We start from the raw sequence: 13445 nt of genomic DNA, 5'->3' as shown, positions 1-13445 counted from the left end.
TTTTATTAAAAAACCCAATCATAGGATTGGGTTTTTATCTTTCAAGAATTTTACTCTTTTACGACTAAAACTTGAATCTTGGTGCTATTTAAAACATCTTGAGCAAAACTTCCCAAAATTAGTTTTTGGAAACCTTTACGGCCATGCGAACCAATCACAATCAAATCAGAACCTAAGTCTTCTACGGCTTTCAAAATACCATCTGAAGAAATTTCACCTTGGATGATTTGAGTCTCTGCATCAATACCTTCTTCAGCACATAAAGCTTTAACTTTTGCGAGAGTTTTTTCTGCGTTGGCACGTGCTTCAACAAAATAATCTTTTACAACAGGTGAGATGTAATAAAAATCTACGCCACTAAAAGGATCTACCGCAACCAAACTAATGGCGGTCAATTTACTACCAAATGCTTTTGCAATGTGAGCTGCTTGTCGAGCTGCTGCTAAAGAAATCTCAGAACCATCTACTGGTACAATAATATGTTGGTAATTCATGATGTTATTCCTCTTATTTACAGTTGTTATATGTATGAAGCTTTTATTAATTAAAGATTAACATATTTCATTCTATGGAGACATCTATTCAATTAAAAGTAATTGAAATTAAATAAAATAAATATAAATCAAATAGTTGAATTGATTGCTTTGCTGGTTTTGAACTGATAAGTATGCTATAGACCAATAATTGTTAATATTTACATGAAAATTACAAAAAATTACGGTTCATATTTCTGTCACAAAGAAGCCGTATAACAAAATAGTAAATTAAAGGGGGGCTAAGAAAGATGGCAGATTTAACAGCAAAGAAAGTCAATAAACTCATTGAAGAGTTTAGTCAAACAGGTAAAGAACCTCAAAAGTTAATCATTGGCTACAAAACTTATGCAAGACTGATGACTGAAGATAAATTTGCAGAAAAAGTTGTTCCTTCACTAGAAGACTCAAAAGAACGCTTATATAAAAACTTAAAAATTAAACTTGTGACTGAAAAACATTATTTTGAAATTAGATAAAACTTATGTGAACTTCATCACTGTCTATTAAACTAAATTAACACTAAATAAGTTTAATAACATTATTAATGTATGATGATACAAATTAATAGTGTAATCAACATTTGAAAACAGCAATCGTTTATAAACTCGATAGAATAAATTGCTTTTATTTTAAGTAGTGGAATAAATTGAAATGCCAACAATCAGTGTAATTATTTTTTATATTTTAGCTATATTAGGCGGTATAACAATTGTTTATGGATTAATCAGTTTAAGTGTTTTTTTAATTACAATCGGATTGGCTCTATTATTTGTAGCACTTTTATTAAAAAAAGAATTTAAAATAGATATTTTATTTTGGTAATAAATATAATATTTATTTGTAATTTAATTTATATATAAACGTATTTCGATATAACTGACATAAAAAAATGTCAGTTTTTAAAAGATTAAATTAAGTTTTTGTAGAGATATGTGGTTAATGATGTTTTTTGATCAAAATAATTACAATAAAATATAAAAGTAAGAAATTTAAAATTTATTTAAGTATTTAAAAATAAAAAAGTTTCAATTAGGATAAAAGTAAAGTAGTAAGACCATTTTAGCTATTAAACAATAACAAAGTGAGGTAGGCATGACTTATAAGTATGAGTATGCAGGGTTCTGGTTAAGATTTGGCGCAATGATTATTGATAGTCTTATTCTTTGTTTAGCAATTATTCCAGCCGCATGGATTTTTTATCGGGGAGATTACGACTTAGTATTTGCTACAGGCTTAAGTAGTCAGCCACAAAACTATTGGTTTGACCTGATTGTGAACTACGCATTTCCTTTTTTATATTCAGTTTTATGTTGGTTGTATTTTGCAGGTACACCTGGCAAACGTTTGATGCGCTTAAAAGTTTTAGATGAAAAAACAGGTAATAAGCTCACAGTCATGCAAAGTATTATTCGATATATTGGCTATATTCCATCAATTTTAGTATTTGGTATTGGTCTTTTTTGGGTGGCATTTGACGCTAAAAAACAAGGCTGGCACGACAAAATGGCAAAAACAGTCGTAGTAAGAGAGTTATAAGAAACTATACTAAAAAGCGTTCATAGCATTGAAAATAGGGAGCTATGAACGCTTTTTTTATTAGCTTTTTTTGGATTTAAATTTGAGAACAACAAATACAATAATTCCGACCACCAATCCCCAAAATGCTGAGCCGATTCCGAAGAATTGAATACCCGAAGCGCTACATAAAAAGGTAAATAATGCAGCTTCACGCTCTTCAATTTGAGCAAAAGCAATCGCAATGTTGTGGCTGATCGTACCAAGTAATGCAATACCCGCTAAAGCTACAATAAAAATATGAGGGAAAGACATCAATAAACTTGTGAGTGTTGCAGCAAACAAACCCATTAAGATGTAGAAAAAACCGCAGCTTATACCTGCAATATAGCGTTTGCTTGGGTCAGGATGAACTTGGTCGTCTAAGCTTACGGCAGCACTAATCGCAGCAATATTGACGCTATAACAGCCAAACGGAGCAAGCACAACTTGGGTTAAACCTGTCCAGCCAATGAGTTGATTCACGTGTGGTTTGTAGCCATAACTTTTGATCATGGCAATACCCGGTAAATATTGAGAAGCCATACTAATCACAAACAGTGGCAGTGCTAAGCCCAAAAGTGCTGACCAGCTAAAGTCAGGACTAATCCAAACAGGTTTTGCTAAAGACCACTGAACTGTAGGCATATGAAATTCTAAAAAGACAGGGCATAGGGCAATACCTGCAATTACGGTAAATACAATGCTATAACGCGGCCATAATCTTTTTGTAATGACATAAATGCTAAGTAAGGACAAAACAAATGCCCAATCATTTTGTAAACTTGCGAAAAGCGAAATACCAAATTTGAGTAGCACGCCTGCCAGCATGGCACTTGTTAAACTTTGAGGGATGTATGACAGCGCTTTTTGAAAAATACCTGAAAAGCCTAAAATAGCTGTTAGTAAACCACCAACTAAAAAAGCACCAATCGCTTCATTCAAACTATATCCACTACCTGTTGCCATAATTAAAGCAAGACCAGCGGTTGACCACGCCGTTGCTACAGGATATTTAAATTTCCAAGAAAGAATGAGTCCTGATAAACCAATACCCAAACCCAAAGCCCAAAACCATGAAGTGATTTGTTCAGGTGAAGCATCTAAAGCTTGAGCCGCCTGAATCACTAAAACGGCCGAAACACTAATACCAATAAGAAAGGTAATAAAACCAGCAAAAACTGCCGGAATTGAAAAATCTTGAAGAATTTTTTGCATGATACGTATTCTAAACCCAAGAAAAATTAATAGGCTTCTGCCATTGCTTCCAGTTGGGGTGAATTTAACAATTTTTTTTACGAAGGTGCTTTCTATTTTTAGATTAAAAAATAAATAATGTTTTTAAATTATTAAATAATGCTATTATTTATTTCATAAATAACAATGAATCAAGAATATTATTTTATGGATGAGAAAGCTGAAAATTTAACTCCACTAGAACTGAAAATTATGCGTGCCTTACAGGAAAATGGGCGTTTAAGTAATGCTGAATTGGCAAAACTAGTAGGTATTAGTACATCATCTTGTTGGAATCATACTCAGCGTCTTTTTAAGATTGGAGCAATCTTGGATGTTCGTGCTCGGATCAATCCCAATACGGTTCAACGTGGTACTGTGGTGTTAGTCGGTGTAGTTTTGGATCGTTCAACCCCTGACAGCTTTCAAGCATTTGAACAAGCTTCGGGTGATTTGGAAAATGTTTTAGAGTGTTATCTGGTGGCCGGAGAAGTCGATTATTTTCTAAAAATTCGTGTTAAAGATTTAGCAGCGTTTAACCGATTTCATAGTGAAAAGATTATTGCTTTACCTGGGGTAAGACAAGTCAGAACTTTTTTTGTACTTAATGAAGTTAAAACAGATGGCATGCTGGACTTTTAGCAGTTCATATGTTTTAACTTTCTAATGCAAAAGTTATTAGATTAAAATAATTAAATCGTTGAGGTTGCTAGTTTTAAACCAAATCCGAAAAATAGAATTCCGACTAAAAAGATTCCGCTTGCTGCAATTTTATGGTTCTCTTTAAAAAATGCCGAGAGTTTAATTCCAGAGAAGATTAATGCAGTTAAATAACTAAAGCTAATGATCTGTAAAATAATTGCTAAAATTAAAAAGCTCAGAGCAGGATAAGCATAATCTGGTTCAACAAATTGAACAAAGAAAGAGAGGAAAAATAAAATCGCTTTAGGATTGAGTAAACTAATACTGAGTGCTGTTTTATAAGGATGAATTTTATCTAAAGCAGGTAAATCAGCCATTTCTGGTTGAGTTTGATTACGTTGTTTCCAGCGTTGAATACTGCCTTGTAATAGTTTAAAGCCTAAATAAGATAAATAAAGTGCACCTGTTAATTTAAGAATGACAAATATCCATGGGAATGCCTTAAGTAGAGAAGCAGCACCCAGTACGGTACAGAGCATTAAAATAAGGTCACCAGTGAAAATACCGAATGCACCCATATATCCGGTTTTAATCCCGTAGCGTGAAGCAATTGACATCACATAAAGAGAATTGGGTCCTGGCAATAACACAATTAGGAATGTACCAATAATATATGTTGTTAAATCTGTTATGCCGAACACGAGAAACCCAATAAAAAACCGATTTTTGTCATGATAACAAAAATCGGCAATTTTGTATGAAAAGTGCAGTTTTTTAAGATTTTATTTCCGCATCAATTCCAAAAGACTGACGTAACAAAAGGCTTAATTGATCTCGTGCTTTAATAAAGCCATCAACACCACCTTGTAAAAGCTGGAATGCCATTAAGTCATGGTTAAGTTCATCTTTAAAACTTTGCTCATCTTGAGCTGGTCTAACAATCGCTTCTGCTTGTTTTGCTTGAGATGCATCAAGTGCCGCATCGACTGTACGGGTATCTTGCTCAAGCTGGGTAAGTAAGCTTGGCGAGATGGTTAGTAAATCACATCCAGCTAAACCAAGCACTTGATCAATACTACGGAAGCTCGCACCCATCACTTGAGTTGGAATGTTTTGCTGTTTGTAGTAAGTGTAGATTTTCTTAACTGAAACTACGCCTGGGTCTTTTTCGATTGGGTAAGCATCTACACCTTCAGCCTTTTTGTACCAGTCTAAGATACGGCCGACAAATGGTGAGATTAAAGTCACTTTAGCATCTGCACATGCTTGCGCTTGGTGTAAACCGAAAAGCAGAGTCAGGTTACAAGCGATCCCTTCAGCTTCAAGTACCTTAGCAGCTTGAATGCCTTCCCAAGTCGACGCGATTTTAATCAGAATACGTGACTGATCAATACCATAACCTTTGTAAAGTTCACATAATTCATGCGCTTTTTTAATGGTTGCTTCGGTGTCATATGAGAGAGCAGCATCAACTTCTGTAGAAACACGGCCTTCAATGAGTTTCAAAATTTCTACGCCAAATTTTACGGTTAAAATATCAATGGTTCTTTCGATTAACTCATCGTTGCTATAGCCTTCTTCTTTGGCTTGATAATAAGCATCTTCAATCAGCTCTTTGCTTTCTGGTTGTTCTGCTGCTGCCGTAATCAATGAAGGGTTAGTCGTTGCGTCTAATGGACGGAATTTACGAATTGCATCAAGGTCACTACTGTCGGCAACAACGGTCGTTAATGTTTTTAATTGGTCAAGTGCTGTATGAGTCATTGATATTCAACATCTTCGGTAATAAATCTTATCTTTTCTTTATAGCACAAAGTCTATTCATGCTGTCGATATATCAATTGTTATATTTCAAAGAAAAACGTTTAGGTTCTGCATCTAATTTGAAATATTTTTAAGGTAGTGGTTGCATTCGTTGCTTGCGGATATGTTCAATCAAAAATCTAGCAGCGGCACCAAGCTCACTTTCTCGACTCCATACCAAGTCGACATAATATTCAAATCGGGGAGTGAAATCTAATAAATCCAATACTTTAAGTTTATTTTTTAATTCAGGATTTTCTTTAAACATTTCTTGAGGAAGTACACCCCAACCCAAATTGCGCAAGATCATTAAACAAGCGGAGTGGTGGTTATCGGTGCGCCAATAATGTTTCGAAAAAAGTAATTCTGGTTTTAACGTCTCATCTCGGCTTGCAACTACAATTTGTCGTGTAGTGAGGATCTGCTCATAAGAAACCTGATTTTGGCTTGCTAGAGGATGGCTGTTTGAAATAACTGGAATTAGAGCTTCCTGCTTGAGCTCTACGAATTGTTCTCTGTTATCTAGGTGCTCGCGTTCAAACATCAGTGCAAGTTGGGCAGACCCGTCTAATAACATTTGCAGAGCATCTTCTTGAGGGGCAGAGACAATATTAATTTGTAGGTCTGGAAAACGGCTCTCTAGAAGACAAATATAGTCTGTCCAATTGGTGTGTAAAAGTTCAGACACAATCACAATAGTTAAATTAGCTTCTAACCCTGTACTTAAGGCGTGGGCATGCTGTTTCCATTGATTCATCTCAATCAAAAGCTGAGAGGTCTTTTCATATAAAACCCGTGCTTCGTCAGTAGGGACGGGTTCGCGGCCTTTACGGTCAAATAAAGTTAAGTCTAGATCAATCTCTAAGTTGGCAATAGACATGCTTACAGCCGAAGGAACTTTGCCAAGTTTACGAGCTGCTGCAGAAAAAGAGCCGGTCTCAATCACGGCTTGAAACATGAGTAGTTGTTCTTGATTAATATTCATCTGTCAAAAAAACTGAAAGAACCTGATTAGATTAATCAATATTATAAAAATAAAATGCACATTATCCAAGTTATTATTGAGTATTTAAAAATGTTGATTTCCAAGAGAAGGCTCATTCATGCAATCAGTTATGAAGGAATTTTATTGGTCATCATTGCGATTGCATTAAGTTTTATTTTTGATATGCCAATGGACGTAACCGGTACACTCGGTGTGTTTATGGCAGTGGTTTCAGTTTTCTGGAACATGATTTTTAACCACTATTTTGAAAAAGTAGAGCATAAATATAATTGGGAAAGAACGATCGCTGTGCGGATTTTACATGCGATTGGTTTTGAAGGTGGTTTGCTGATTGCAACTGTACCAATGATTGCATATATGCTTCAGATGAGTGTCATTGATGCACTTATTTTAGATATTGGTTTAACCTTATGTATTTTGGTTTATACCTTTATTTTCCAGTGGTGCTATGACCATATTGAAGATAAATTTTTCCCAGATGCCAAAGCTGCATCACTTCATTAAGCTAATCTATTGAAATGAAATAAGCACCCAAATGGGTGCTTATTTTGTTAGGTCGTTATAGAAATTATTTTTCTACAATCGCAACCACACCTTCACCACCTGCTGTACAGATCGAGATTAATGCGCGGCCTGAACCTTTTTGATTAATCAATTTAGCAGCAGTTGCTAAGATACGACCACCAGTTGCAGCAAATGGATGGCCTGCACCTAAAGATGAACCATTTACGTTCAGTTTAGAACGGTCAATTGAACCCAAAGGTGCATCTAAACCAAGACGCTCTTTACAGAATTTTTCATCTTCCCAAGCTTTCAAAGTAGATAACACTTGAGATGCGAATGCTTCATGGATTTCATAGAAATCGAAGTCTTGAAGTTTAAGGTTTGCACGCTTAAGCATGCGAGGCACCGCATAAGCAGGGGCCATTAACAAACCTTCTTTAGGACCGTTCTTACCAATAAAGTCAACAGCTGCTGTTTCAGAGAAAGAAAGGTATGCTAAAACTTCATGACCGTTTTCTTTTGCCCATTCTTCAGAAGCAAGCAATACCACAGAAGCACCATCAGTCAACGGAGTTGAGTTACCCGCTGTCATTGTTGCAGTTTCGCCTTTACCGAAAACTGGCTTCAATTTAGCAAGTTTTTCAACTGTGCTGTCTGCACGTAAGTTGTTGTCACGGTTAAGACCTAAGAAAGGAGTCATTAAGTCATCAAAGAAACCACGCTCATAAGCAGCAGCAAGTTTTTGATGGCTGCTTGCAGCTAGCTCGTCTTGTGCTTCGCGAGTGATACCCCATTCTAAAGCAGTGATTGCTTGGTGCTCACCCATTGAAAGGCCAGTACGCGGTTCACCGTTGCTTGGTGCATCAAGAAGCTTTTTAAAATCAATTTTTGTTAAAGCTTTAAGGCGGTCTTTACCTGTTTTAGCTACATTGAGCTCAAGTAAAACTTTACGTAAACCATCACCCACAGCGATAGGAGCGTCAGAAGTTGTATCTACGCCACCTGCAATACCTACATCGATTTGACCAAGCGCAATTTTGTTTGCAACAACAAAAGCTGCTTGTAAACCTGTACCACAAGCAATTTGAATGTCATAAGCAGGAGTTTCAGGAGCAAGATCTGTGCTCAATACAACTTCGCGAGTCATATTAAAGTCACGGCTGTGTTTTAAAACAGCACCAGCAACGACTTCACCAATACGCTTACCTTGTAAGTTAAAGCGCTCAACCAAACCATTCAATGCTGCTGTCAGCATGTCAGAATTAGACGCTTTAAAATAAGCAGTATTTGAACGTGCAAATGGAATACGGTTGCCACCAATAATTGCAACGCGGCGAACAGTGTTTTGGCTCATGGTTTTATCCTGTTGAACAGAAGTTTTGGTTTTTGTTGCTTTTGGTGCTGCAGCTACATTTGAAGATGTAGAAGTAGTTGCTGTAGCCGCGCTCTTGGTGCGAGGGCTACGTGCAGGTGCAGTCGTTGAACGAGTACGTGTCGTTTTTGATGTATTAGTTGCTGCTTTAGGAGTAGTGCTGTTACGCTTAGCCGTGTTAGAAGCCGACTTTGATGTATTTGACACTTTTTCCTGAGCAGAATTTTCGACTGCTGGATTTTCTTGAGTTGGTTTGCTCATAAGGCTTTTCCAAGCATAATAACGATATTCTTGTAAGCTACCTTAACACAATTCAAATAGACCTGTATTGACTAGAATGACATTGTAGATAGCATTCAGGTCAAGACATCCAAAGATGAAGTCAAGTATGATTTGGAGTAACTCTAATGAACGACTGCTTTCATATTGTTTCTATCCATCTCATAACATAATGAAGCCTGTCGTAGAAAATTCATTTCTTTGAGAGATAATAATCATGACTGATCAATACCAAGCATTTACACAATCTCCTATTGGTAAATTCGTTGTTAAAAATCTGGGTTTACCATCGCCAGTTGTATTAGAGCGTTTTGAAAGTGCTCAGCCAGTAGTGAATGGTGCAGTATTGGTTGGCGCAGCGCCGTCAAGTGTATTGTCTGGTGCGATTGCACAAGTACTTAGCAATGTTCATGCAGATAGCTATGTAGGCAATAACGTTGCTTTGCAACAAGAAGCTGCAAAAGTTGGTTTAAATTTACGTCCATTCAATGCAGGCGATAAAGAATCAAAATTCAAAGCAGTTGTATTTGATGCATCTGGTATTCAAAACTCAGAACAGTTAAATGAACTTTATAAATTCTTTAACCCGATTGCACGTCAAGTTGCGACTTCTGGTCGAGTGATTGTGATTGGTACAACTCCTGAAACTGCAAAAACTGTAAAACAGGCGATTGCTCAGCGTGCACTTGAAGGCTTTATCAAATCTGTAGGTAAAGAATTTAAAAAGGGTATTACTGCTCAAGTTGTATATGTAGACGAAGGTGCTGCTGCAAACCTTGAATCAACATTACGTTTCTTACTTTCTCCACGTTCAGCTTATGTATCTGGTCAAGTGATTCGTGTATCTAAAGCAGATGTAGTTGATGTTGATTGGGCAAAACCACTTGCTGGAAAAACTGCGTTAGTAACTGGTGCAAGCCGTGGTATTGGTGAGGCGATTGCACATGTGTTGGCGCGTGACGGTGCGCATGTTATTTGTCTAGATGTACCACAACAACAGGCTGACCTTGACCGTGTAGCGGCTGATATTGGCGGTTCTACATTGGCAATTGACATTACAGCTGCTGATGCGGGCGAAAAAATTAAAACTGCTGCTGCAAAACAAGGCGGTTTAGATATTATCGTTCATAACGCAGGTATTACACGTGACAAAACTTTGGCAAACATGAAGCCAGAGCTTTGGGATTTGGTAATTAATATTAACTTGTCTGCTGCTGAACGCGTAAATGACTACTTGTTAGAAAACGATGGTCTAAATGCAAATGGCCGTATTGTTTGTGTATCATCAATTAGTGGTATTGCGGGTAATCTTGGTCAAACAAACTATGCTGCGTCGAAAGCAGGTGTGATTGGTCTAGTGAAATTTACTGCGCCTATCTTAAAAAATGGTATTACCATTAACGCAGTAGCACCCGGCTTTATCGAAACTCAAATGACTGCGGCAATTCCATTTGCAATTCGTGAAGCTGGTCGCCGTATGAACTCAATGCAACAAGGTGGTTTACCTGTTGATGTAGCAGAAACAATTGCATGGTTTGCATCAACTGCTTCTACAGGGGTAAATGGCAACGTTGTGCGTGTATGTGGTCAAAGCTTGTTGGGCGCTTAAGCACTTTTAGCTAAATAGGGGTGCTTGTGCATCCCTTTTTTATTCAAGAATCTATAAATTATAAAAGGTTAGGTATGAATACTCGTCATTTTAGCCAGCTACCAAAAGCGGCATTGGCTTATCCAAAAGTAGTGCAAGGTTTAATTTTTAAAAAGCCGAAAGGCCCAAAAATATTACCGCAAGTTGAATATGTGGTAGATACCCTAGAAATTGATCAGAACCACCTCAAAGCTTATAACGAAGTATGTGGCTTTCAAAATAATGGCTTTGTACCAGCAATTTATTTAGCGGTGCTTTCTCAAAGTTTGCAAATGCACATGATGACGGCAGAAGCATTCCCATTTCCAATTTTAGGTTTAGTCCATATTCGTAACCAGATTAAACAGACCAGACCAATTGCTGTGACTGAAAAATTAACTTTGTCATGTAAATTTGGGGAACTAAAACCGCATGATAAAGGTGCTCAGTTCGACTTTATTACCACGGCAAAAGTTGGCAATGAAGTGGTGATGGAAGGCTTAACGACTTATTTATCTCGCCAAAAAGTTGAGAAAAGAGTAGGTGAGAAAGTCAAAGAAGAACAAGCACCAGCTTATGTTCCAAAGGCAGAGTGGAATATTTTAGAAAACACAGGCCGCCGTTATGCGAAAGTGTCTGGTGATTTTAACTTAATTCATATTCATGCCATCACTGCAAAAGCATTTGGCTTTAAGCAAGCCATTGCGCATGGTATGTGGAGCAAAGCTAAAGCATTAGCAAACCTTGAATTACCAAATGCTTATGAAGCAGATGTATGGTTTAAGCTACCAATGTTCTTACCGTCAAAAGTTGAGTTTTTAACTGCAAATGCAGATAAAAAGACTGATTTCTTGATTCGTAATGCCAAATCACAAAAACCACATGTTGCAGGAACTGTAAAAGCATTATAAAAATATCAGCAGCCTGAACAGAGGTTTGGGCTGCTTTTGAGCAAAATAACAAAAAATGCAAGGAACTTCATGTGATTAAAGAAATTTTACTGGCCGATACCCATAACTATCACGGTATTTTAGATGAACGTTTTATTGATTTAGCTCACCAGTTTAGCCGTCTTCAAGATGCTAGAACAGGACAAGGTGGAGCTGCTTTAGCGGTTTATTTTAGAGGTCAGAAAGTTGTAGATATCTACACCGGTCTAAAATCACAAACTGAAGCTTGGCAACCTGACACATTGGCAGTCTGCTATTCTACAGGTAAGGGCATACTTGCAACTTTAGCGCATATTTTAGTAAGTGAAGGTTTTTTAGAATACGACAAACCAATTTCGACTTATTGGCCTGAGTTTGCTCAAAATGGAAAAGAGCAAATGACATTGCGTCATGTGCTCAGCCATCAAAGCGGCATGTTTGATGTGCGAAATATCATCGAAAGTGCGCGAGAAATGCTCGACTGGTCACATATGTTAGATGTGGTCGCGGCGACTAAGCCAAGATTTCTTGCAGGAGAGGGTAATGCTTATCAAGCTTTAACATTTGGTTGGCTTGTGGGTGGTGTACTTGAAAAAGCAACTGGTCAATCTTTAGATCAGCTCATGCAAAAATATCTTGTTGAACCGTTGCAGTTAGACGGTGCTTATTTTGGGACGCCTGAAAATGAGTTGGATCGTGTAGCACGTTTAATTATTCAACCAAAACCAAAAAAACCAGCGTCTACTCAAGTTGAAAAACCTAAAAAGCCACAGACGCGCAAGAGTTCACTCTCTGAAAAAATGATTACGTGGACTGGACAAGACCCTCAAGACTTTCAAGATGCCATGATTCCAAAAGGAATGAAACATCTTAGTTTCTTTAGTGACGAGGGGTTGCAAGCAGTCATTCCAGCAGCAAACGGCACATTTACTGCAAATAGTCTTGCTAAAATTTATGCGATGCTAGCAAATCAAGGTGAATGGGATGGACAGCAACTTATTCGCCCAGAAGTATTTAAAGAACTTAGTACTATTCAAAGTTATGCACGTGATCGTGTCATGCCAATACCGATGAATTGGCGCTTAGGATATCACCGTATTATTACCATGGGCAAACGTGCAAAAAATGGTTTTGGGCATATTGGTTACAATGGTTCAGGAGCGTGGTGCGATCCTGAGCGTGATCTTAGCTTTGCCTATACCCATAACTTCCAGATTGGTTCAATTACAGGCGATTATCGTTTGTGGGGGCTGACCCAAGAAGCCTTACGTTGCATCGACCAAATTTTAAAAGGTCGTAAAGGCTGGTTCTAATTTTAGTATTTTAAAGCTGGCATTCTAATCAATGCCAGCTCAACATTTATAATAATTCTAGGCGAATAATCGCTTCGGTATGGCGCTTGAAGTCTTCTTCAGCTAAACCATGTAAACCAAGTTTATAAATACCTTCTAAGCCGCAAACAAAGGCAATGAGTCGCCATGCAATGTCTGTGGAATTTGATCTGTTTTTAAATTCACCTTCTTTTTGGCCACACTCAATCGCTTGCACAATTGTTTCATGCCAACTTTGCATGGCAAGGTTATAAGCCTTTTGTATTTCTGCATCTTGCTCAATCAATAGTTCAGCTTCATTCCATAAACGTAAGTAGGGCTGAAGTTTGTCGATATTTTCTGCACCCAATAGGATGAAGAGTCTTTGAAATTGGCTGGTTGTTTGGAGAGTTTGTTCAATTTCATCGAGCTGTTCCATCAGCTTTAAAAAAGCTTCAGCTTTTAAATGAGATGCCGAAGAAAAGTGGTGGTGAACTTGTCCGGTAGAGGTTTGTGCTTCTGTTGCGATTCTACGTACCGTCATGGCTGTAAAACCTTCAGCCAAAGCAACTTGCATGGCAGCTTGCAGAATCATTTCTCTGCGTTGATCGCGATTAAGATAGGCCATGTTTTTTCATCTGAATGAA

15 protein-coding genes are annotated in these 13445 nt (G+C 37.4%); 8 read left to right on the top strand and 7 right to left on the bottom strand.

Going from position 1 to position 13445, the window contains the following annotated elements; translation table 11 throughout:
• Nucleotides 1-50 precede the first annotated feature (50 nt).
• Complete coding sequence (locus tag J536_RS16825) at nt 51-494, bottom strand: universal stress protein (protein WP_002115225.1); 444 nt, start codon at nt 492-494, stop codon at nt 51-53.
• A gap of 290 nt (nt 495-784) precedes the next feature.
• Between J536_RS16825 and J536_RS16820 the strand changes: the two genes are divergently transcribed.
• The 3 genes from J536_RS16820 to J536_RS16810 all read left to right on the top strand — a co-directional run bounded on the left by J536_RS16820 (nt 785) and on the right by J536_RS16810 (nt 2072).
• Nucleotides 785-1012: a hypothetical protein gene (locus J536_RS16820; protein ID WP_032055776.1), complete on the top strand. Its 228-nt coding sequence runs from the start codon at nt 785-787 to the stop codon at nt 1010-1012.
• Between the two features lie 175 nt (nt 1013-1187).
• Complete coding sequence (locus J536_RS25300) at nt 1188-1358, top strand: hypothetical protein (protein WP_032055777.1); 171 nt, start codon at nt 1188-1190, stop codon at nt 1356-1358.
• Between the two features lie 270 nt (nt 1359-1628).
• Complete coding sequence (locus tag J536_RS16810; protein ID WP_005073782.1) at nt 1629-2072, top strand: RDD family protein; 444 nt, start codon at nt 1629-1631, stop codon at nt 2070-2072.
• Between the two features lie 60 nt (nt 2073-2132).
• On the opposite strand, the gene J536_RS16805 is transcribed toward J536_RS16810, so the two are convergent.
• Nucleotides 2133-3308: a benzoate/H(+) symporter BenE family transporter gene (locus tag J536_RS16805; RefSeq protein WP_032055778.1), complete on the bottom strand. Its 1176-nt coding sequence runs from the start codon at nt 3306-3308 to the stop codon at nt 2133-2135.
• Between the two features lie 186 nt (nt 3309-3494).
• Here J536_RS16805 and J536_RS16800 point away from each other — a divergent pair, with 186 nt between their 5' ends.
• Complete coding sequence (locus tag J536_RS16800) at nt 3495-3968, top strand: Lrp/AsnC family transcriptional regulator (protein WP_002115169.1); 474 nt, start codon at nt 3495-3497, stop codon at nt 3966-3968.
• A gap of 50 nt (nt 3969-4018) precedes the next feature.
• On the opposite strand, the gene leuE is transcribed toward J536_RS16800, so the two are convergent.
• The 3 genes from leuE to J536_RS16785 form a co-directional block, all read right to left on the bottom strand.
• The gene (leuE, locus tag J536_RS16795; protein ID WP_032055779.1) at nt 4019-4669 is read right to left on the bottom strand and encodes a leucine efflux protein LeuE; all 651 of its coding nucleotides are present in this window, start codon (nt 4667-4669) and stop codon (nt 4019-4021) included.
• Nucleotides 4670-4742: 73 nt separating this feature from the next.
• The gene (tal, locus tag J536_RS16790) at nt 4743-5732 is read right to left on the bottom strand and encodes a transaldolase (RefSeq protein WP_017387331.1); all 990 of its coding nucleotides are present in this window, start codon (nt 5730-5732) and stop codon (nt 4743-4745) included.
• Nucleotides 5733-5862: 130 nt separating this feature from the next.
• The gene (locus J536_RS16785; protein ID WP_005073797.1) at nt 5863-6756 is read right to left on the bottom strand and encodes a LysR family transcriptional regulator; all 894 of its coding nucleotides are present in this window, start codon (nt 6754-6756) and stop codon (nt 5863-5865) included.
• A gap of 90 nt (nt 6757-6846) precedes the next feature.
• Between J536_RS16785 and aceI the strand changes: the two genes are divergently transcribed.
• A complete protein-coding gene (aceI, locus tag J536_RS16780) occupies nt 6847-7281 on the top strand; it encodes a chlorhexidine efflux PACE transporter AceI (RefSeq protein ID WP_032055780.1) in 435 nt (144 codons plus the stop codon).
• A 64-nt stretch (nt 7282-7345) separates the two neighbouring features.
• On the opposite strand, the gene J536_RS16775 is transcribed toward aceI, so the two are convergent.
• Nucleotides 7346-8914, bottom strand: a complete 1569-nt coding sequence (locus tag J536_RS16775) for an acetyl-CoA C-acetyltransferase (RefSeq protein ID WP_032055781.1) — start codon at nt 8912-8914, stop codon at nt 7346-7348.
• 235 nt (nt 8915-9149) lie between these two features.
• On the opposite strand from J536_RS16775, the gene J536_RS16770 reads away from it, so the two are divergent.
• From J536_RS16770 to J536_RS16760, 3 genes are all read left to right on the top strand, one after another.
• Nucleotides 9150-10541, top strand: a complete 1392-nt coding sequence (locus J536_RS16770) for a 3-oxoacyl-ACP reductase (RefSeq protein ID WP_019767650.1) — start codon at nt 9150-9152, stop codon at nt 10539-10541.
• Between the two features lie 74 nt (nt 10542-10615).
• Nucleotides 10616-11470, top strand: a complete 855-nt coding sequence (locus J536_RS16765; RefSeq protein ID WP_032055783.1) for a MaoC family dehydratase — start codon at nt 10616-10618, stop codon at nt 11468-11470.
• Nucleotides 11471-11541: 71 nt separating this feature from the next.
• Nucleotides 11542-12801: a serine hydrolase domain-containing protein gene (locus J536_RS16760; RefSeq protein WP_032063421.1), complete on the top strand. Its 1260-nt coding sequence runs from the start codon at nt 11542-11544 to the stop codon at nt 12799-12801.
• Between the two features lie 46 nt (nt 12802-12847).
• On the opposite strand, the gene J536_RS16755 is transcribed toward J536_RS16760, so the two are convergent.
• The gene (locus tag J536_RS16755) at nt 12848-13426 is read right to left on the bottom strand and encodes a TetR family transcriptional regulator (protein ID WP_016145712.1); all 579 of its coding nucleotides are present in this window, start codon (nt 13424-13426) and stop codon (nt 12848-12850) included.
• Between the last annotated feature and the right edge of the window lie 19 nt (nt 13427-13445).

Origin of the sequence: Acinetobacter sp. 809848 (genome assembly GCF_000581275.1) — a bacterium.
Lineage (GTDB): Bacteria > Pseudomonadota > Gammaproteobacteria > Pseudomonadales > Moraxellaceae > Acinetobacter > Acinetobacter pittii.
The sequence above is the reverse complement of the archived record's forward strand: the minus strand, read 5'-3'. Positions and strand labels throughout refer to the sequence as shown.